The sequence below is a fragment of the Nostoc sp. 'Peltigera membranacea cyanobiont' 210A genome, from assembly GCF_002246015.1.
GTDB lineage: Bacteria > Cyanobacteriota > Cyanobacteriia > Cyanobacteriales > Nostocaceae > Nostoc.
This window is the reverse complement of sequence record NZ_NOLJ01000017.1, coordinates 75,851-95,537: the sequence shown is the minus strand read 5'-3', so window position 1 is coordinate 95,537 and position 19,687 is coordinate 75,851. Positions and strand designations below refer to the sequence as shown.

The 19,687-nt window shown below is 43.7% G+C and carries 20 protein-coding genes and 2 pseudogenes; 11 read left to right on the top strand and 11 right to left on the bottom strand.

Features of this window, described 5'->3' with window-relative positions:
• Positions 1 to 767 precede the first annotated feature (767 nt).
• Positions 768 to 1,034: a hypothetical protein gene (locus CDG76_RS34585; RefSeq protein ID WP_094353332.1), complete on the bottom strand. Its 267-nt coding sequence runs from the start codon at positions 1,032 to 1,034 to the stop codon at positions 768 to 770.
• Positions 1,035 to 1,409: 375 nt separating this feature from the next.
• Between CDG76_RS34585 and CDG76_RS34580 the strand changes: the two genes are divergently transcribed.
• A complete protein-coding gene (locus tag CDG76_RS34580; RefSeq protein ID WP_094353331.1) occupies positions 1,410 to 2,384 on the top strand; it encodes an NAD-dependent epimerase/dehydratase family protein in 975 nt (324 codons plus the stop codon).
• 37 nt (positions 2,385 to 2,421) lie between these two features.
• Positions 2,422 to 2,568 (top strand): transposase family protein, encoded by a 147-nt coding sequence (locus CDG76_RS38860; RefSeq protein ID WP_223265520.1) that lies wholly within the window; start codon positions 2,422 to 2,424, stop codon positions 2,566 to 2,568.
• 392 nt (positions 2,569 to 2,960) lie between these two features.
• Here the strand turns inward: CDG76_RS38860 and CDG76_RS34570 are convergent.
• Positions 2,961 to 4,302 (bottom strand): annotated as a pseudogene (locus CDG76_RS34570) (IS4 family transposase).
• A gap of 273 nt (positions 4,303 to 4,575) precedes the next feature.
• Between CDG76_RS34570 and CDG76_RS34565 the strand changes: the two are divergent.
• Positions 4,576 to 4,767 (top strand): hypothetical protein, encoded by a 192-nt coding sequence (locus tag CDG76_RS34565; RefSeq protein ID WP_094353330.1) that lies wholly within the window; start codon positions 4,576 to 4,578, stop codon positions 4,765 to 4,767.
• Entirely contained in the window at positions 4,751 to 6,088 is a 1,338-nt protein-coding gene (locus CDG76_RS34560) for a phenylacetate--CoA ligase family protein (protein WP_190241075.1), read from the top strand. Before CDG76_RS34565 ends, CDG76_RS34560 begins: the two co-directional genes overlap by 17 nt.
• A 341-nt stretch (positions 6,089 to 6,429) precedes the next feature.
• Here CDG76_RS34560 and CDG76_RS34555 read toward each other — a convergent pair whose 3' ends face one another.
• The 5 genes from CDG76_RS34555 to CDG76_RS36815 are packed head-to-tail and all read right to left on the bottom strand — an operon-like array spanning position 6,430 to position 11,007.
• Complete coding sequence (locus CDG76_RS34555; protein ID WP_094353328.1) at positions 6,430 to 7,611, bottom strand: glycosyltransferase family 61 protein; 1,182 nt, start codon at positions 7,609 to 7,611, stop codon at positions 6,430 to 6,432.
• Positions 7,608 to 8,597 (bottom strand): 2OG-Fe(II) oxygenase family protein, encoded by a 990-nt coding sequence (locus CDG76_RS34550; RefSeq protein ID WP_094353327.1) that lies wholly within the window; start codon positions 8,595 to 8,597, stop codon positions 7,608 to 7,610. The genes CDG76_RS34555 and CDG76_RS34550 overlap by 4 nt, the downstream gene beginning before the upstream one ends.
• Positions 8,598 to 8,617: 20 nt before the next feature.
• Positions 8,618 to 9,361 (bottom strand): sugar phosphate nucleotidyltransferase, encoded by a 744-nt coding sequence (locus CDG76_RS34545; protein ID WP_094353326.1) that lies wholly within the window; start codon positions 9,359 to 9,361, stop codon positions 8,618 to 8,620.
• A 37-nt stretch (positions 9,362 to 9,398) separates the two neighbouring features.
• Entirely contained in the window at positions 9,399 to 10,676 is a 1,278-nt protein-coding gene (gene mtnK, locus CDG76_RS34540; protein ID WP_094353325.1) for an S-methyl-5-thioribose kinase, read from the bottom strand.
• A 25-nt stretch (positions 10,677 to 10,701) separates the two neighbouring features.
• Entirely contained in the window at positions 10,702 to 11,007 is a 306-nt protein-coding gene (locus tag CDG76_RS36815) for a hypothetical protein (RefSeq protein ID WP_143854224.1), read from the bottom strand.
• A gap of 101 nt (positions 11,008 to 11,108) precedes the next feature.
• Here CDG76_RS36815 and CDG76_RS39820 point away from each other — a divergent pair.
• The 4 genes and pseudogenes from CDG76_RS39820 (at position 11,109) to CDG76_RS34520 (ending at position 13,624) form a co-directional block, all read left to right on the top strand.
• Positions 11,109 to 12,385: pseudogene (locus CDG76_RS39820) on the top strand (transposase).
• Between the two features lie 472 nt (positions 12,386 to 12,857).
• Positions 12,858 to 13,082, top strand: a complete 225-nt coding sequence (locus tag CDG76_RS34525; RefSeq protein ID WP_094353323.1) for a hypothetical protein — start codon at positions 12,858 to 12,860, stop codon at positions 13,080 to 13,082.
• A gap of 18 nt (positions 13,083 to 13,100) precedes the next feature.
• A complete protein-coding gene (locus tag CDG76_RS39305) occupies positions 13,101 to 13,226 on the top strand; it encodes a hypothetical protein (protein ID WP_262984384.1) in 126 nt (41 codons plus the stop codon).
• A gap of 23 nt (positions 13,227 to 13,249) precedes the next feature.
• On the top strand, positions 13,250 to 13,624 hold the full coding sequence (locus CDG76_RS34520) for a hypothetical protein (RefSeq protein ID WP_069069515.1): 375 nt from the start codon (positions 13,250 to 13,252) through the stop codon (positions 13,622 to 13,624).
• 108 nt (positions 13,625 to 13,732) lie between these two features.
• On the opposite strand, the gene CDG76_RS34515 is transcribed toward CDG76_RS34520, so the two are convergent.
• A complete protein-coding gene (locus tag CDG76_RS34515; protein ID WP_094353322.1) occupies positions 13,733 to 14,191 on the bottom strand; it encodes a hypothetical protein in 459 nt (152 codons plus the stop codon).
• Positions 14,184 to 14,948 (bottom strand): ParA family protein, encoded by a 765-nt coding sequence (locus CDG76_RS34510; RefSeq protein WP_094353341.1) that lies wholly within the window; start codon positions 14,946 to 14,948, stop codon positions 14,184 to 14,186. The genes CDG76_RS34515 and CDG76_RS34510 overlap by 8 nt, the downstream gene beginning before the upstream one ends.
• A gap of 573 nt (positions 14,949 to 15,521) precedes the next feature.
• Here CDG76_RS34510 and CDG76_RS34505 point away from each other — a divergent pair.
• Positions 15,522 to 16,484, top strand: coding sequence for a ParM/StbA family protein (locus tag CDG76_RS34505; RefSeq protein ID WP_094353321.1), 963 nt, complete (start codon positions 15,522 to 15,524; stop codon positions 16,482 to 16,484).
• Positions 16,485 to 16,486: 2 nt separating this feature from the next.
• The gene (locus CDG76_RS34500) at positions 16,487 to 16,777 is read left to right on the top strand and encodes a hypothetical protein (RefSeq protein ID WP_094353320.1); all 291 of its coding nucleotides are present in this window, start codon (positions 16,487 to 16,489) and stop codon (positions 16,775 to 16,777) included.
• Positions 16,778 to 16,829: 52 nt separating this feature from the next.
• On the opposite strand, the gene CDG76_RS37965 is transcribed toward CDG76_RS34500, so the two are convergent.
• On the bottom strand, positions 16,830 to 16,979 hold the full coding sequence (locus CDG76_RS37965; RefSeq protein WP_190241076.1) for a hypothetical protein: 150 nt from the start codon (positions 16,977 to 16,979) through the stop codon (positions 16,830 to 16,832).
• 28 nt (positions 16,980 to 17,007) lie between these two features.
• On the bottom strand, positions 17,008 to 18,642 hold the full coding sequence (locus tag CDG76_RS34490; protein WP_094353318.1) for an ATP-binding protein: 1,635 nt from the start codon (positions 18,640 to 18,642) through the stop codon (positions 17,008 to 17,010).
• Positions 18,643 to 18,967: 325 nt separating this feature from the next.
• Here CDG76_RS34490 and CDG76_RS34485 point away from each other — a divergent pair, with 325 nt between their 5' ends.
• A complete protein-coding gene (locus tag CDG76_RS34485) occupies positions 18,968 to 19,594 on the top strand; it encodes a primosomal protein (protein ID WP_094353317.1) in 627 nt (208 codons plus the stop codon).
• Positions 19,595 to 19,687 lie beyond the last annotated feature (93 nt).

The following is a 19,687-nucleotide window of genomic DNA, read 5'->3' as shown; positions in this document are numbered from 1 at the left end:
TTCTAGATATTAGTTCTGGGTCTGAGCAAGAGGAGGAAGACCCACAAGATTAAGTCCCTATATTATTCGCGATGAAACCTCGCGAATAATGTTTCTTTCTTTATTTTTACACATTTGGGATGCTCCCAAATTGTTCTAAATTAAACTTTCAATTCAAAATATGCTTCAAATACCCACGTTATGGTTCAAAACTTGTGTTTTAGTAGATATCTGAGTAAAAATCAAATATTTCATTGTCCAAGCGATCGCCCAACAACAGAGCGATCGCCTACTCAAATCGTAGCTGAATAATAATGATAATCAAGCCGAAGAATTGATACAAACGTCGCTTTTATCAGTCTTTTTATCCTTTACACGATAATCATTATTAGTAAAAAAACTCGAATATTAAAAGTGAACTATAAACTGGATACTCATTTTTGAAGCATATCATGAGTTAAAATCTCATTTTTTGTTTCAAATCACAATCCTATCCATTACAGATAGGCATTCGCTTTTTTATCCATCCTCTCCCCTCCAGAGATTTCTGCTTTCCTTACGGTTGGCTTACTAGAAATATCGACATTTTCTAGACTCTGTAGGGTTTACCCCGTTGTGTCGTTTAGTTTTTATGTCATCAATTAGGTGCTATTTCTTCTGCGGCAAGATTTTGTTCATACGATATTTAAAACAGGGAGTTAAATATCCGCTTGCTTACCTTTTGGTTGGAGCTTATCAGCCTTATTTAGCTCCTTGCTGGATAACGCAGTTTAAAACAATAGTTCACGTTAGTTCACCGTTTGATGACTCTCTCTCGCTCCTAACCGGCTTAGGCTGCTAGTCTCGGTTACTTTCGGGGTCTGCACTCCGTCTGTTTCGTTACCTACTTGGACGTGACCAGACTCTCGCAGAGTCTTTTCCGTGAGAGTAGCGGGTATGAATCCGCTAGGGAAGTGGGCTTCCCTTTCTAAACGACCAGTTCGGGTCGCACCCCTGTTCCCTGCTTCAGTCTCCGAAATTCCGAGTTCGGTCGCTGTGGGCAGGTCGGGAGTCACTACTACCCTTGTAGGAGAGGACTTTCACCTCTATCCCAGGTTTAGTTATAAGGTTTTCAAGGTTCTGTTCCTTGAGGTTCTCACCCTAGGTTATGTATTAGCTTAGGAACGAGTCACACATGCGTTTGCCCTGCCCCCGCAAAACTGTCCGGAGTATTGGTTTAAGTGGCTAGGCGAAATTAAGAGTTATGTCGCAATAAACAGATGTATAATGTGATCGCAAGTCAGTCAGCGGTGACCATAGAGCAATCTAAGATGTTGTCAAGCACCTTAGTCAATGTTTGATAACTTCTTCAGAACATTTTAAGCAGTGTCACTTCTAGCCCGAGATCATTCTGCTGAATGAAGTACAGCTAATCTAGGACTTTCACGACCATGCGGGTACTCGTCATTGGTGGAACCGGCTTCATCGGTACACGCGTCGTTCGGGCGCTTCGAGCACACGAGGTAACCGTCTACCACCCTAATCCATCGAAGTTGATGCAAGACAACGTGCGCCACCTTCTAGGTTCGAGGGAGCAACTCGGCGCTTATCGCCCAATTTTTCGTGAAATCGATCCCGACATCGTCGTGGATATGGTAAGTAGAAATGCCGTGGATGCACGCCTCACCGTGCAGAATCTTGGTGAGGTTGTGGATCGCTTCGTGGTGATTAGCAGCGGGAGCGTATATCGTAACTACGGTGTGTTTCTGGGTTCGGAAACTGCGGAAATTGACAATAGGCCCGCCCAGGAGAGTTCGCCGCTTAGGCGGAAGCTGTATCCTTATCGGGGACTGATCCCTTGCGAATCCGACAACTCGAAAGCGTGGTTGTGCGATTTCGACAAGATCCTGATGGAGAAAGTGTTTAAGGAAGAGACCACGGTTCCGTTCAATATCGTTCGCCTACCGATGGTTTATGGGCCGGGTGATCCGGACCATCGGCTGATACCCTACGTCAGACGAATGCTGGAGGATGACTCGATCATTTTCCTGCAAGAGTCCGCAGCGCGGTGGCGAAACGCCCGTGCGTATGTGGACAACATCGCGCACGCCATTGCCTTGGTCGTAGAGCGAGGCGAAGCTGGGAAGGTCTACAACGTGGCTGAACCGCAGGACTTTCCGGAGGAGGAGTGGGTTTGCGAGATCGGCCGCCAAGTAGGATGGCGTGGCTGCATTAGGTACCTTTCCGATAGCGATCCGGGTGGGCGCCCACCGATCAAGGAGTTTCCGGAAGGAACCAACTTCAGGCAACACCTACGTTTTGACACCACTCGAATTAGGCAGGAGCTTGGGTATGAGGAGATCGTCCCAACGGACACAGCACTGGAGGCGACCGTCCAGGCGTATAGAAAACACCTGCCCTTTTAGCTGAAACCTAAAGGTAGGAAAAACTAGTGATATTAATTTGTTTCGAGAAACCCAGCATAAATTTATTGCTACACAAAAGTTTCTCGGCGATAAAGCTTACATTGGAGATGATGCTATTACCACGCCTCAGAAAAAAACCAAAAATACAGAGATTTCTGAATTACAAAAACAGGATAAGAAATAAATATCATCACGTCGCATCTTTGTTGAACATCTGATATGTCAGGTGAAAATATTTCGAGTAGCCAGTGATAAATTCCGTTTAGCTCGGCATAGATATATTCAGGTGATTATGGCTGTTTGCGGATTGCTTAGGTTACGAATTAATCGACTACTTTCTTCAACTGTTGCTACTTGATTTTTGACTGAGAACAATTACAAAAACCATTTTCTACTTTTCACTCTAATTTTAATTTTTTGTGCAACCCTACAGAGAATATCTTCTACTATTTCCGACCCTTTTTTCCGGTGACGTGTACTTAGATATTCTTCGTCGAAATGGTCATCATTCCATTACCAATGCTCAAAGATTTCTCTGTCATGATATTGACAAACTTCTTGCCCTACTTGAAAGGGCTACGGTGTACACACAAGTTGACCCAGAGCGAGTTTCCAACCAAAAAAGGTGGATTCAAACTGCTCAAGCCCACGGCTCAAAGTAGTAATACCGGGAGGTTTTTGGGATTTGTAACCAGACCAACCACCAAGTCGAGCAATAATCCAAGTAGCCCAAGGAAGAGAGGAAGGAGGATAGGGATTTTGTTGCAATTGAGTTTTACCGTCTAAAGTTGGTGAAATGCTAGACAAGCAATGCTGTTGCTGATGAGAAAAAGCAATAGTAGCAGGTAAATCAGGGTTATCCCGTTCTTGAATCAGTTGTAAAATTCGCACGGCAACTGACAAAGCTAATACAGTCAGTCGTTGAATAGCAGCAATCGATTCTAATTGGGTAGCTTCGAGATTTAATCCGGCAGTTTTAAAGGTGGCAAACAGTTGTTCAATTCGCCATTGCCATGTGTACCATCGAATCACCTGTAATGCTTGTTCTAAACAAACGACTGAGTGTGTAGTCAGCAACCGCCAATGAATTGGTTTTTGAGCTGGTGGCGGGTTAATTTCCAAGGCTTCGACCGCAGAAAGTGTAACGCTGTTGGGGTAATCTTGGCAATTAACTTGTGTGGACGTTGAATTTCCACCACCGCACGGCGAACCATGAGTAATGCTTCCTTTGCTACTCTACCGATACGTGAGTCAGCTGGGACATCAACAGTATAAGTTCCCTCACATGGTTGCTGATTTAAATATGTATATAGTGATTGCTTTTGCCCAAACAAACGTCGGTCTTGGCGCACTCTGACTAACACATGATTATCTTGATTTGGGACTGTAGCAAATTCCTCATATATGTCGCTTTCTCTGTCACCGATATGGGTAATCATTTTCGCTTGACCAACACTGAGGCATTTTTGCGTTTCATCAGCTGAACGCAGCCATTTGTATGATTTTTTCGCCTCTATCGGTAAGTTTGGATAATTTCGTTGATGTTTATCGGCATGGTCTGGTGTTCTCGTCCACAGTTGTATTGTGCTTAATCCCAATGGAAATCCGTTTTCGCTATCTAATACTCGCTATCTAATACTAGTGTTGGGTGGATATAAAACCCTACGTCTGTGTTGTTTCCGACTACACCTAGCCCAAGTGCTTTCAATCTCCCTGCATGAGACTGTAAGTTGATTTCGCTACTGTCACTGATTGCTAGTATATGCCTTCGTTCTACTTGTACACAGCACTGCTCTGATATGCTGCTGATTAATTCCCCTACTGTCACATTTTCATTCTCTTAAAAACGGTAGTACCCTACTTGTTCGGCTCTGTTTTTACTTATTTGCCTAATACTAACTGATTGATACTTGGACATCGCTTCGTACAATGCTGCCCCCTTTTTTTCAGCCTTGGATCTCCAAATGCTTTCCCATGCCACTTTTGAGCATGAATCTTTATTGGGTTTTCCACTCCTTTTTTCACCCCAAAATCCCTTCCCTCCATAGTTTACTAGCACTTGTGTGTACACCGTAGGCTTGAAAGGGGGGGTGAATCGCACGAGGTATTGTGCTATTACGCACGACGTATTGTGCTATTATATGACTATAGTCCGTTACCTTGGTTCAATAACCTCCGTTGGAGAATAGTCATGATCGAAACTCGAGAAATGAGCGTTCCTTCTTTGGATTCCTTAATTAAAATTTATAAAGACGCTTTGGCAAAATCAGATCCCTCAGGAATGAAGTTTGCTGAGTCTGCCGTGGAGAAAATCGCAGCGGCGGATGGCGCGGTAGCCGAAGCGAGTGTTCTAGCGCGGTTTGCTAATGAGCGCATCGCCTGACAATTTGGCTTTGCCAATGGACTCAATCACTCGGCTGCACGATGTACTTCTGTCCCCAACGATACAGAACGCACTCAAAACTCCCTTCTTTCGTGATCTCTTAACGGGTCGCGAGCTACCTGAAACCGTTAACGAAATCGGTTTGCTACCAATCATAAGAAAAGAAGAGGTTCGCGCCGCTGGTCGTCTTGCCCAGAATCGAGAAGGACTGGTGTGTAATGAGGTTTCCAGTTCTGGAAGTACTGGCCCACCGTTTCTTACTATCCGCGGTGATCGCGAGTTGTCCTACATTTGGGACTTCTTCTCCCAGGTTTTTCCCATCAACGACTCGCGTACACGCGTGTTGCAAATCAACAACCCGTTTCACGGGTTCCTTATAACCGTGCCGGCACCGATTCACAGTCATCGAATCGGGATTTATGACAATGCCAGTTTCGAACACGGCATTCGGACCATAACTTCACGCCACACTGACAGGAATGTTGATGACAAATGCACCGTTTTGGTGGGAATGCTCAGGACGTTGATTGCATTTGCGCAATACTTGGAAAGTAAAGGCATCGCACCTCTCAAAAGCGACTTGAATACGATCATCTCCTTCGGAAGTTACATTACTCCGGAGTCCCGTGCGTTTATCGAGTCGTCTTTTTGTTGCAGAGTGAGAGATAGGTACGGATTGAGTGAGGTTTTTGGTGGAGCGGCTCAATCTGGCTATGATGATTGGTACTACTTCGATCCGTGCGTAATTCCGGAAGTTGTGGACTACGCCACAAGAGTCCCAATCAAAGAGGGGCTTGGTGTTCTTGTGCTCACCCCTCTGTATCCGTTCCAAGAAGCCCAACCGCTTTTGCGTTACTGGACTGGTGATCTTGTGGTGGCAACGCATTCCCGACCAGGGTCGGAAGGGCGATTGGCGATCAAGCCACTAGGTCGCGCGCGTTATGGAGTATATGACAATGTAAACTCGACCTGGGTTGTCACGCCGAATGAGGCCTATGAGGCAGCGGTAATTACTCCCGGGCTTGACAAAGTGCCTCTATTCAGAGATTCGGGGCAAGTCGTCGATCCAATTGCACTCGGCCACCCGATGTACTCGATTTCCTCAGTGAAGTCGAGTGACGATGATCGACTCAATATCATGCTCAGGTACGTTCTTGCTCAGGACAGCAACTATGACCCAACACGCGTTTCAGATAGGCTTCGAGAAAACTTGATCGCCCGTTCGCAAAATCTACGACGCTACGTACAGCAGGGCAAGGCTGTGCTAAGCGTTGCTACTGAATCGTCGTTGGAGTACGCCAATATTTCTCGGCCTGACTAATTGTTACTGTCGACAACGGAACGTTTAAGTTGCTTTGTGCCGCTTCGATACGTAGGGAGGATCGACACACGCCAAATAGGATGTGAGTCCGGTGTCATTCTTGATGCAAGCATCGTCAAATCTCTCCAAAAGGAGGATAATGATCGCGTTTGCAGGATGCGCTGTCGAACCTATCCCTGGTTCTAGGAGGCTGCCGTTTCAAGACGGAGAGCGAAAAATTTCTACCTGGAAATTTTTCGCTCTCCAAGACTGCATTATCAGCAGCCACGCGGCAACGTAATGGGAGTGAGATACCCCAAGGTAAGCGAAACCGCCGCTAAAATGTCCCACAGTCTCTTGTGTCATAATTGCATCACTTGAAAAAGCGCCCTTAGCTTTACAACGTCGACTTCCATATCTTCGTTCCCGAGATCGGGATCCTCAAAGTCCGCCGGCTGCTTTCCTTCGCCAAGCAGGTAGCCGTACCTGTGTCCGCACGCATTTGATAGAGACCAGTAGTGGAGACGAACGCACTTTGGGGAAAAGAACTCGACGATGCTGGCTCCCGGTGGACTAAATACCATATTGGTTAACCCTGCGCCAAAGGGGCCAACGATTACCTCAGCAGCAGAGAACAGATGTATTTGCTCCTTAACGGATACCTGTCCGCTTAACTCGACACGCTCAAACCCTTGCGCCCTCAGCCACGGCCACACTTCGTCCTCCTCATTCACAACGTGTCGGCGCGCAGCGTTCTGACGGCTGACGTAGAGTTTCTTGGGAGTGACACAATCAGCCGAGCGACTAGTGACCAACATCTGCCGTAGGAAGCGGCAGGTATAAGGAGATGCATGGTTGTGCTTCCCCGGTAGGGAAGGAACGTAAACTTTTCGAGCGAGCACATGCGTGTCTCGGCCAGCAAAGAAGAGCTTTTCTGGCGACACCCCCAATAATGCCAGTGTGTCTTCGTGAAACCTGCTGTCTTGTTCAAACAGATTGACATAATATGCATCAATCTCGTGATCGTTCAGCATGCCGAGTCGTGGCAAGCACTCGCAAAGCCAATGGAAGTAATTCGCCGAAGCAATGGATGACACAACCGCAATATTCTTGTCGAGCACCATCGGGATCGGAATACCCTGTTGGTCTAGCAAGGCATGGCCATGCGACCGATGATAGAACTGTTCCGAGACGTCCCGGAGGATCTCATTTGTTGGCGTGATAACCACACCCTGACGATAAATTCTTCCCCAGCCGATTTCGGCCACGAATCGCTCAGGAATAACGCCGCTCGCGTTGCCTCTGAATTTCCAGTGGACGGTCGAATCTATCGTGAACGGCCACGTATACTGGAAATGTGACGCACTGGCAACCTTTGTGTAAGTGCCTACAGACCTACGTTGGTTTAGTAGATAATCCGTAGTCGACACAACGCCGTCTGGAACGGGAAAGTTGCAAGCAACGAACCGTGAGGAGTCACGCTCGAGTTCTCGCACATTTGGTAATGGATCACCAAGATCGGGATTTACATTTGAAATCGTCATGTATTACCGTCCTCCACATTCAATTCACCACCGTAACTGAGCTTTCCCTCCTGTAGTCCCGCCAGTCGTAAGAGATGATCCTTGATCGATGTCGGTTGATACTTTGGCTCGACTCCCTCTGGACAAAGCGGAGCTATCACCGCGCGATCGTCCGGATCAAACCATTCGCACCCAAAGTACACGAGGGACAAGCGGGCGTTGACGCAGTTCACTTTGCCACTGACGCGGTGTACACATGCTGTGAAACCGCCGTTGCTGCGCATGGCCAACTGATTGCCCACGAGAACCACGATGGCATTCGGAATGTACGGAACAGCGTGCCAATGCCCGGAGTCCAGAATCTCAAGTCCCTCCCCGTCAACCGCGAGCAACGTAATGGAGGACCAATCCTCATGAGCACCATTACGAAAATAATCCATTTCGTCACAGGAAACCGTGGATGGGTAGTAGTTGACCCGAAGCAATCCTCGAAACCCGCCTTGCGATTGTTTCAGGTAATCGTCCGGAAGATGCATGCCTAGCAGTTTACCGAGGGCGCGCGAGAATAGTGCAAGCAATACCGCCTCAACACGTTCCATTTCACGGTAGTATTCATCGATGACACCCGAAAATATCGCTGGGCCTATTGGGTAATGTTTTTGCAAATCGGACCTACTCGATTCGCGCGGAGTACCAAAGTCATACTCTTCTTTCAGGCTATCCTTTTTCTTGACAAAGGGAACAAAGCCGGTGCTGAACGCCGAACGCTTACTCCAAGAAAGCTTTACGACATCAGGCTGTGCGAAAAAGCGAGTCGCGGATGCAAACATCGCGTCTATGCACTCGTTCGAAACTCCGTGTCCAATCACACTCATGACACCCGCAGTCCTGGCCGCATTCAGCACGCTCAAGGTCAACGAATCGACAGGATCGGATCGACTGCCATGTGTGCAGAACGATTCGATATCGACTGTTGGAACGACTAGTGCTTTGGTGACGTCTCGCATCGCTGATCGAACTCCCTACGCTACTCCGAATCTCTTGCCGCTAAGTGAGGGGCCACGTTCTGTAGGTCTTCTTCCGTATTAATATTAATGTAATCACTGCACTGAAGAAACGGTTCCACTCTATAACCATCATCAACCACACACTGTACGAGATCGGTTAGTTCCCGCTCCTGATTCCGAATGCTCGGTGGAGTAAGGTGGCTGTATTGCAGGATTGCATTTCGAAACACGCCCTCACCGGTCCCCATCATATCATTAAACGGTCGCCTCGGCTTCTCAACCAGCCGGATAACGGAACCATCTGGTTTTGTAGCAACCGTAAACGTCTTGCGAATGCGTTCTGGGTCAGCGACCCGTAACACGCCACAGTACGCGAAAACATCGTGCCTGTCCCGGAATTGCGCGAGCATCTCCATGCACCTCGGGACGACGAGAAAGACGTCGCCAAGCATGAGCAAGAAATCCTGTCCCTGGAGGGCATCCGCGGCACACTCGATCGCGTGGACTATCCCCAATTGTTTAGTCTGAATAACATACTGGATTCTCATGCCTGCATAAGAGATGCCGTACCTGTTGATGATGTCTTCGCCGCGATAACCAACAACCATCACAACGTCGTTGATGCCCGCAGTTGAGGCACGTTCAAGGACGTGTTCGACAATTGGCTGTCCATATAGTTCGAGTAGGCATTTATTTGTGCCGGACGTGATTTTACCGAGGCGATTTCCACGCCCGCCTGCCAAAACTAGTGCTTTCATCGGCATTATCGGTGGAAGTTAACGGAAAAACGAACTCGGCATCCTAATATAGGCTGCTCACCTCAGTCCTCATACGGAAGACGCTTGTGACACCATCAAAGAAAGACGCTACGAGCGATTCCAAGTCTTCAAGAGTGCACACCGAGGCGTAATTATTAAGCAGTATTCGCGCAAGTTCAAGCGCAATACCTTCCAAGCGCGCGCGTTCAGTTAGGTCAGCGACTTCTCGAATGTCAGCGACGCCTGCTATTCCAAGTATTCGTCGAGCAATGGTACAACCCGCGAAGCCCGTAATGTCCTGAATCAGAGACCGACGGAAACGCTCTTGAAATATAAACCTTTCAGCGGAACGAAGATAACCGCGATGAAACATCGCCGTCTCCTGTTCAAGATGCATAGCCCATAGAGTGTCGAACTTCGTGAAGAACGAGCGCACCGTCTCTAAGCCGGCCGCCATCAGCCATGAGCGATATTTGGACTCGACGCTGCGGTAGTAGTGTGAAATCGACGCCAACAGGAAGTTCCCCAGGAGTTTGCCTACATCGAAGCCGAACGGCCCAAAAAAGGCGAATTCGGGATCAATTACATAAGTCTCCTGTTCGTTGACCATTATGGAGCCAGTATGCAAGTCGCCGTGAAGTAGCGCGTCGGTACAGTTCATAAACTTATACTTAAACCATGCAAAGTTAGTCCTAAACATGGCATCCCTATACAGTCGATCAATATGTTCCTTTAGATGTGGGTTCGTATAGTTAGAATCCGATTTCATTAGCGGAAAAGAGAATATTAAATCCTCACTAAGCTTACACAAATCCATATTCATATTGAAATTATGCATGAGCGACCGCTTGTCGTGGCTACTCATACAAAACGAGGATGTCCGAAAAAGCGTCTCCGCGAGGAACGTAGAGAGATGATCCGAGATTCTTGGATATTCGATACCGGCGATCATACCGCGGCGGAGGACGATGTGGTTTGAAAGACACTGCATCACAATCACGCTCATCGACGTATCAACATGATACAGCTTTGGTACAAGGTCTGGCACAATTGACCCATAAAGTCTCAGCGCTCTAGCCTCAAACTCAATTCGGTTGCGGTCGAGCGGCCATTCTGTCCCCGCGACGCGCAGGTAGGGAACAGCTTGTTTCAGTATCACTGACGTATTGTTCGGCTTACTTGTAATCCGGTAGACGTAATTCACATTGCCATCACCAACTTCCTCAATTGTGAGCGAGTCGAAAATCAATACGCTGCTGAGGTTGTCCAGCTGCTTTAAATAACCCGGAATCGTCTTGGCATTGAGGGGAAAGTAATTCATCAAAAAATTCACATAAGTAAATTATTTAGCGCATCCTCAACTCTGTGGCGGGGATAAAGTTAGAGTGTGGAATCCGTTGTGCCCACGCTCCGCGTTCTGCTGCGGATGGTCCATAAGCACCTACAACCGATCGGCAAACGTCAAGGCCGACTCCGCCAACTCGTTCGCCGGCGCGACGGGTCGATCGAATATGACACCTCTTGTAGCGCTTCGGCTCACTCCTTGAGTATATAGCATTTGCGTCTATTATCAGTAAACCAAAAAGTTTTTCCAAAAGGGCGATCGCTACGCACACCGCAGGCATCATCAATAAACAAATACGTATAAGCAAGTATTATTAAATACTAATTTAATAAAAAATAGTTATCATATTTTGCAGTATTTCAAAATATGAAATGATCAAACTAGTGTGTCGTATATTGGCTGAGAAAATTGACTGTTTCATCTTTAGAAAAAACCAAGAGGAGCGAGTCTACAGAGGAACCGATTTTAACAGACTCAGAAACCCTTGATCAAGTTATTGAATGTTTAGTAGAAAATTTCTCTATTGAAACTCAAGGTGTATGCGATCAAAAAACTTTATTTGAGATTCTGATTCATGCTGCCAGCAGTGGAGACAGTATTGAGAACACAGCTAAACTATTAAAGAATGTTCCGACAGCCAATGATATTAGATATCATCTCAATAAAATCAATAATTTTGAAGAATTAGAGGCGCAAATTAACTTGGCATTGAAAAGCCGAATCCCTTTAGGATTAAAAAAAGGCTGTTTAAAAATAGCGATTGATTTAAATCTAATTTGCTATTATGGTAAGCCAACATCGGAGGAATTACCTTACATATATCGAAGTCAAGCAAAATCTGGTACGCATTCATTTTACGCCTATGCAACTTTATATGTAATTACCAAAAATAAGCGTGTAACCCTTGCTGTTCGGGGAGTACGCCAATTAGATACCAGTGTTGCTATAATTACTTACAGCGCTTCCGGCTGTTATGCAATATAGTTTTCTCCTTGCCCCTCTCCTATCATCGCTTTCAGGTTTTAGGATGTACCTCATAGCTGCCGCAAGTGCTGTATTTATTAGCAGAACTTGATTCACTTAAGATAAATATAAAAAAGCTCTATTTAGATAGAGGCTTTTTTAATACTCCTGTAATCAGATGGTTGCAGGCATTAGATATTCCATTTATGATGCCTGCTGTTAAGACAGGAAAGCAAGGAGGAATCAAGCAGCTTTTAAAGGGTAAAAAAAGTTATAAAAATACCTATACAATTACTAGAGGCAAAGATGATTCAGTCACCTTTGACTTATGGATTGTCTGCAAGTATAGAAAGGAAAAGCGTAAAAAGTATGGAGTGCAATATTTTGCTTATGTTACTTATAAAATCAAAACAAATTTAAATTATATCTATCAAGATTATCGAAAAAGATTTGGTATTGAAACTAGCTATCGGCTGAAAAATATTTGTCGAATTAAAACTAATAATAAAAATCCAGTTTTGAGATTACTATTCGTTGGCATATCCTTTCTTTTAGTTAATATTTGGGTGAATATACTTTGGCTTAGAATCAGTCGTAAAAGGAAAGGGAGTCGATTAATTTATCGCACACTTTTTACACTTAAACAGATGTTAGCCTTTTTATCTCAAGCCTTACAGCGCAAATATCAAGTAGTTGAAAGCATTTATATTCCAACAGGTTAGCACTGAAAATCTCTCGACCAACTAATCATAAGTAATCTTAATCTATACTGTGTCTGCTGGTTAGAGAATTACATATAAAAAAGTATCAAAACATATAAGTATTTTAGCGATCGCTTTTCTCTTAAAAACTTTTTGGTTTACTGATTATGAGGTACACCAGATTAAAATATAAATGCTTTTAAATAAAGTCCTACTCTGTCGATCTTTGAGAAAAAATAGTTGCAGCACATCTTCAGAAAAACATCTCAATCAGGAAAGTAGCTAACATATTTTCCGTCTCAAAGAGTTTAGTGCAAAAGCTTGTAAAACAACAAAAACTTGAAGGAAATTTACAATCTAAGCCGCGAGGAAAGCAGGTAAGATCATCTAGTTTGGTATAATTTAAGCTTGACAAATAAATTAAGATAAGCATAAACAAAGATGTAAAAAACGCACTTGACTCAAGAGCAAGATCAATGATCTGTTCAACGGTATGTTTGACGCTGCCTTACCTAGTAACTCTGCGATCAAGTTATCACATGGTATTGTACGTCCTTCTGACATTCGAGTCAGATTTGGTGGACGCAGACCACGCCCATTGCTTTTTATTAATGCTTGTCATGGAGGACGGTCAGAGTTCAGTTTTACTGGTTTAGGTGGTTGGGCTGAACGGTTAGTAACAGAGGCGCGTGTGGCTGTATTCGTCGGAGCTATGTAGGAAGTAAATGATGGACTAGTGTTAAGGTTTGCCCAACGCTTCTACACAGGATTCTTAAAAGATAACGAGACTATTGCTGAGGCATTTCGCTATGCTAGAGAAGAAATCCGCCAGCTTGCGCCCTACAACTCGTATAACCGTTAAACTTAAGTATAATTAGCAAAGCAATGCAAAGTTTTGTATCAGAAAAAACACAAAGTTATCAGCAGTTATTCGATGAGATGATGAATCGCTTCAATTTGGAAGCGAAGAAAACTGCTGAACAGGCTAAAGTGTCAGAAGTAATGTTATCCCGCTTTCGTCGCGGGAAGGCGGATCTAGGAGCATCAAAACTAATAGCGCTACTTTTGGCTATTCCGGTAGAAGCTAGGGTGTGGTATTTATCTGAGTTATTTGGTCAGAGGCCAGGAATTAGCCTGCGATCGCTGATTGCTGAAGCACCTCCAGAAGAACAAGCTGAAGTTTTACGACTAATTGCTGATATTTTTGTGAATAACAGCCGTGAGGCTACAGAACCAGTGCAGTTCCTTAAAGCTTTATAACTCACCATTGGCAATAGAATTTGACTAAAACTCGTAAGTGTAGTTTCCTGCACCCTCACGGACATTTGTGCAATTACCTTAACCTCTCACGGATAGATTAGGCTTAACTTAATCGTTAACGTTGATTTTCTTAGCCAATGTCTGAAATTTGCGTTGTTCACCAGCTTGTTTACGCTGTTGATAACGTTTTCTAGCTTGCTTTAGTACCTCTTGCAATAATTCCTCATTTTCTGAGCAGACGAGAAATGCAGCTTCTAGGAAAGTATCTCTAGTAATTTTATTTACATTGCAAAAGCTATCTAGGTTGGTATCAATGTCCTGTTCTAACCTGATTGTTCGCCTGATGATCTGGGGTAACTCTAACTGCTGTTCTTGATTAGAAGTGCTTACCTTATCGTTTATAACTTCCTCACTATCTAAATCTGGTTTTGGTTTTTCAGGTAAATGACTAAATTCAGTAATTTGGTCATTTAGTAAGTTATCATGTTGTACTTTTACAAGTGTTGTATCCCGTGCTGGAACACTTGGACGTGTCTTTTTCTTAAGGCGCTCAAAAACATCAGACATTCTTTTGTAACCTCTCGATAATTTGTTGGAAGGGAGTTTCGAGTTGTTCAAAGCCTAGAGAGGACAAACTTACACCTTTATCTATGGCCTTTTTAAATTGTTCAGATTCTAAAATTGAAGGTAAAACGACTATTTCTTCGGCAATTGTTCGCATTGCACTGATACTCGCCTTACTTTGTGCGACTTGGTTATTACCTACCCATTTATCTCTGAATGGCAAGATGCCAAGCACTATCCCTGAAAAAGCATCAATTTCTTGAAGTTCCTCAACTAAACTCAGAGTTCGGATAAGAGAATTTACACCTTTGGATGATGCTTCTACAGGAATGATGATATGGTCAGCTGCCCCCAACGATGTAAGGCAGATTTGCGATCGCTGAGGTGGCGCATCGACAATGCAGTATTGGAATAAATCTGATACCTCTTTTAAGCGTTTGCTCAGAACAATAGCTCCCATACCGCTCCCAGACAAAAATTCTTGAGCATTATCTAATCCATCATCAGCAGGAATTAACCATAGGTTTTCTCCGATTTCATAAATACCGTCTTCAGTATTGATCTGTTTTTTGAGAACTTCTAGAAGCGTGGGTTGATTCTGCTGAACTTCGTGCCCCAGGTAAAAAGTTAGGTTCGCTTGGGGATCGGCATCAATCATCAGTACACGCTGTCCTGTTTGAGCAAGCATTCTACCCAATAAGATTGCAACAGTTGTTTTTCCCTGACCACCGGACAAGGATGCACAAGTAAGAATTAACATTTTACTGACTACCAGCAGCATTGTGTAAATTAGTCAATATCATAATGCATAATGTTGTTTTTAAGTTATTTAGTCATTATGTAATTTAGTCATTTACAAATGACTAAATTGTAATTAACGCTATTTAGTCATTACTTTAGCTCTCAAAAAGTCCTACTCTTCGAGAAGATAGATTTTTGTCCTATTTGTTTGTTAGTAATTTTAGTCAAGACTGAATTTAGTCATTCAGCAATAACTAAATTGCATAATAGAGCAATCTAGTAAACCAGTTTTATTTTATTCAGAAAATAAAACTTCACAAATGCTTTTGGGGGCTTTATAGGGGCTATATGTACCCCAAAAATGATTCAGGACTTCGATGAGTATTTGACCCCTGTATAGGGTATATATGGATGTTTTGTGGGGTATATTTGACTGTTTGACACTTTATACCCCACTTAGCCCCCAAGGGGGTATGATAAGCTCTTGAGGCTGGAGAAAAAAGAGGTAGTTATTTTATTATTCTCTCCTCTGCTCCCCCATATCTTCTCAACTGATAACTTTTACAAATTGAACCGTATTACCTTTCCCCCAATGTCGAACATTCATACCTTACAAAAAATTTTTCCTGCTGGCTTTGATAACGGTTATGGAAGCCTAAAACTTTTAGTCGATGGCTTTGAAGTAGTTCGTGTCCCCAGCTATATTTCCACAGCCGACATGGAAGATGTACCCGGACGAGTAGTTTTTAACGGCACTGCTTACACAGTCGGAGAATCAGCTTTCCGTACAGGTTATCATTTTGACCGGAACACGGATAACAATGAAAACAAAGTCAATAATGCGTTGTTGACATTATTGGGTGCATTGGCACATCTACCACACCGTAAGGCTTGGCACTTAAAATTAGTCGTCAGCTTACATGATGTAGGTCTGGCTGACGAATTGCAAAAAGTACTAAGTGGGGAATATCAGCCAATACTTGCTGGTAAACAATCAGAGGTGAAAGTAGAAGTGCTGAAAATTGTGCTAGAGGGGATGGGTGCATTGTTTGGGCATCAACTACCGAAAAAATTAACCATTTTAGACTTTGGCAATGGAACGACTCTGTATTCTCGTTACAACCAGGGGAAGCGAGAAGTTCACACCGCCTACCCCATCGGTGTAGAAGTTCTCATTGATGATATTTCCCAAAAAATGAAACATCTAAATGGGGGAAAAATCGGGGATGCATCCAAAATCAGATTTTGTCTGGAAATGGGACATACCAAGTACAGCCGTGACATCGATATTAAAGATATATATAGTGCTTGTTTGAAAGATTGGTATGAAAAATACTTGAAGAAAGTAGTGAATTTGACACTTGATGCCAAGCACCAAGGGGATGAAATCTGGGCTATAGGTGGAGGTTGCCTCTTACCTGGATTTAAGAAGCTCTTAGAAAAGAACGGTTTCAAAATTCTGGATAATCCAGTGGAAGCTAATGTTTTTGGGCTTCTAGAAATGGCAAAAACTATTATCAGCAAGAATTCACCAAACACATCTGGGAAGTTATAACAATGGCAGACAAACAAGACTTGACACCGGAAAAAGTTCGGATCAAAGATAGCTACCGGGAGCGGATATTTGCAGAATCACAGCAATTAGGTAAAAGTTACCTGGAGACGCTTTACTTTATCATTGATTGTTATTTTGCTTTCAGAAAGGGTACATTCCCTACTCAACAAGTAGCTTTCACCCCGATTAATACTGAGTCAAACCAACTTATTCAGCCGACTAAAGAGCTATCTACAGACTCTAAACCAGAGGATTCTGATGACCAAACCTTCAGTCTTGATTTTGATTTGTAAGGGAAATATAGGGCTCCCGTGAGGTTGGTCAGCCGGTGCTGTAGTCTCAGAGTCAGCGCCCAAGGATGTCACCAGTCGTAGTTTCTGAGCTTTTCACCCAGGCATTTTGGTTGTGATAAAAATTACTATGTTGTTCTAATGTAAACCCACCCAGCAATAATCCCAACCATACTTCTACCATCAGCATTTTAAAATCCGACACAAGCTGAATTTCCAAAATTACATTCGACTTACCCAAATAACTCCTGGTGCTGATAAGCAAATCGAGAAACATCCAGACTAGCCACAGGTTTAGCATAAATAGCCTGATTGCGAATTGCTTGTATCTGTTCTGACTCTCGCTCCATAGCTGGTGTGAATTCTTGTCGCTGTGTCAGCAAATCCTCAAACTCAATTTCCCCTGGTCTACCTTGATAAAAAGCCTCCTCAGCACAACGACGGACTGCATTACCAATTTCTGCTGGACTGCAAATGCGATATTCAGCCAACAGTCTACGCCATTGATCATCACTCCAAGGTGAGTTATTGTCTCGAAACGCTGGAAAATACTTAGCTAGATGTAGATTGAAAACTTCATATCTTGCCCCTTCATGGGGTAAGTCCACAAAAAAGATATCATCAAAACGGCGAACTAATTCCGCAGGTAGCATTGACAAGCGATTGACAGTAGCAATGGTATAAACTGGCTCTTGATGCTCTTGCATCCAAGTCAACAAAGCCGCAGATAGCCGCCGTGCTACACCTCCATCTGCATTGGAATCCCAGCCAGCAAAGCCTTTATCAAAGTCATCCCAATAAAGTACGCAGGGAGAAAGGGAAGTTACCAAAGCAATAAACTCCTTTAATGCTCTGTCTGGATGACGATCGCCCAGTAGTACACCCCAATTAGCTGCTAACAATGGCAATCCCATTTTCTTAGCTGCTAACTTGGCAGAGAGACTTTTACCAGTACCCGGTGGCCCCCATAAGAGCATCCCAGTGGGAAACTTTAATCCATATTGCTTTGCTTTAGGTTGAAGTAGACAGGTAATAGTTTCCAACCTTTTCTCCAACAAATCTAATCCCCCGGCAGAAGGTACATCCGGTTGAGCAATGTACTCTAAACCCCGACCCCGCAATTTGCTAACTTTATGCTTTAGCACTAATTGGGCGATTTCCTCAAGCTGCTGTGTAAAACCCAGACATTGGTGTAGTAGCATATTTATCTCGCCTATGGGTAAACCCTGACAGGCAAGAAAGAGCAATTGCAGTGCTGATGTTTTTTCTGTTGTCTTTAACCAAGAATTGCGATCGGCTACGGCGAGGTAATCGCGATCGCACTCTGCAAACTGCTGAAGCTGGGAATGGCTACTTCCAACCCAGGCATCACAAAACTGCTCCACAACTATCTGCACCTGCTGTTGATCTGGAAGTGGATTTGATAGCACAGGAATAAAAGGCTGTAATTCTAGAGATAGTTGAACGTAAGTTTCCAATAACACCCAGTAATGATGTTGCTGACACCAGAGAGCTTGATGACAGGCATTGAGTAATTGATAGCTACATTTTTGACTTATTTTGCTAGCATCACCCTCATTTAGCATTCCCTCCAGTAAATAAATACCTGGTTGATATTCCTCCAGAAGATACTGAATAATATCTCCGTCTTTACCCCTGTCAGTTGGCTGTAAGATGTACTGACCTTGATGCTTAATTAATTGCTGTAGTCCACAGTAACCAGGATTCCAAACAAAGACTGACAAAGAACGCTTTTCACCCCAATGGTAAAACTGCTGCAATATCTGGATTATGTCAGGCGTATGATACTCCACAGCCACAATTGGAGTATTTTTGTTAGCTAGAGCAGGCCAGTCTGTCAACTTCATAAATCTGACTTCAACAACTTACTTTCTCCTTGTAGAGCAAATTTATTACTGATGCTTTAGCCAGACGGATAATTATCACTAACAAGTTGGCTATATTTCTTGTGTGAAAAAAGCGATGGCTACGCCCGCCGCAGGCATCGCCTCCAGTACAGTGTTAATTTCGGAAACTGCTCCTAGTCCGCTTCTTTATCTCTTAAAAGCATAAATTTGTCGCAGCAAAGACAGGTTTGAAATCGCAAAAAAATGAAATTGAAATGAAATGGATGTGAAAGCCGCGATTGCGGCAAGGAGGTGAAAAATTTACTTCATTAAAGGAAGCTGTAAAATGGCTATCGCTAAAGCTAGAACCAATAACAATCGCAACGCAGCTAATGCTAAAACATCTGCCAAAACCAATGGCACATCTGCAACAACTAAATCAAAGGTAGCGAATGCTTCACCACAAGAAGAGGCATTAGCATTGTTGAAGGAATTGCGGAACCTAATCTTCAAAGAATACGGTGTTAAATTACAACTACGGGATTCGCGTGTTTCAACTAAAATCGGTCATGCAGCCCGTGAAAAACTCGGACTTGACATTGCAGCCCAAGTCAAAAAGAAAGGTGGTAACAAAAAGTTTGATTGGCAAAAATGGAATACCAAATTATTTACTAAATTGTTTGGACAACCAGATGCACTCAAATATGCACCAGAAGTAGTGGCAATTTTCATGAGTATGCTGTACGACACTATCAGCACTGACCCAGAGCAAGCAATAGCAGATTTAGTTGAATTCAACCGCGCATCTTTGGAACGTCGTAATTCTTTCCAAGAACAAGAAGAGGAAGAACTTGACGATTTAGATGACGAACTAGACGAAGACCTGGATGAAGATGAAGAGGATATTGAAGATGAACTTGACGAAGATTTAGATGAAGATGACGAATTAGATGAAGAAGATGAGGACGAGTAAATAACTCCGACTTGTTCTCAGTAATTGACAGAATAATAACTTAAAATAACCATGTATTGCCTCAAACAATACAGGTTATTTTTTTGCTGAATA

Coding starts and splice junctions, on each gene's coding strand:
- CDG76_RS34580 (WP_094353331.1), top strand. CDS start 1,410: ATGCGGGTACTCGTCATTGGTGGAACCGGCTTCATCGGTACACGCGTC.
- CDG76_RS34565 (WP_094353330.1), top strand. CDS start 4,576: ATGATCGAAACTCGAGAAATGAGCGTTCCTTCTTTGGATTCCTTAATT.
- CDG76_RS34560 (WP_190241075.1), top strand. CDS start 4,751: ATGAGCGCATCGCCTGACAATTTGGCTTTGCCAATGGACTCAATCACT.
- CDG76_RS34555 (WP_094353328.1), bottom strand. CDS start 7,611: ATGACGATTTCAAATGTAAATCCCGATCTTGGTGATCCATTACCAAAT.
- CDG76_RS34550 (WP_094353327.1), bottom strand. CDS start 8,597: ATGCGAGACGTCACCAAAGCACTAGTCGTTCCAACAGTCGATATCGAA.
- CDG76_RS34545 (WP_094353326.1), bottom strand. CDS start 9,361: ATGCCGATGAAAGCACTAGTTTTGGCAGGCGGGCGTGGAAATCGCCTC.
- mtnK (WP_094353325.1), bottom strand. CDS start 10,676: ATGAATTACTTTCCCCTCAATGCCAAGACGATTCCGGGTTATTTAAAG.
- CDG76_RS34525 (WP_094353323.1), top strand. CDS start 12,858: ATGTTTGACGCTGCCTTACCTAGTAACTCTGCGATCAAGTTATCACAT.
- CDG76_RS34520 (WP_069069515.1), top strand. CDS start 13,250: ATGCAAAGTTTTGTATCAGAAAAAACACAAAGTTATCAGCAGTTATTC.
- CDG76_RS34515 (WP_094353322.1), bottom strand. CDS start 14,191: ATGTCTGATGTTTTTGAGCGCCTTAAGAAAAAGACACGTCCAAGTGTT.
- CDG76_RS34510 (WP_094353341.1), bottom strand. CDS start 14,948: ATGTTAATTCTTACTTGTGCATCCTTGTCCGGTGGTCAGGGAAAAACA.
- CDG76_RS34505 (WP_094353321.1), top strand. CDS start 15,522: ATGTCGAACATTCATACCTTACAAAAAATTTTTCCTGCTGGCTTTGAT.
- CDG76_RS34500 (WP_094353320.1), top strand. CDS start 16,487: ATGGCAGACAAACAAGACTTGACACCGGAAAAAGTTCGGATCAAAGAT.
- CDG76_RS34490 (WP_094353318.1), bottom strand. CDS start 18,642: ATGAAGTTGACAGACTGGCCTGCTCTAGCTAACAAAAATACTCCAATT.
- CDG76_RS34485 (WP_094353317.1), top strand. CDS start 18,968: ATGGCTATCGCTAAAGCTAGAACCAATAACAATCGCAACGCAGCTAAT.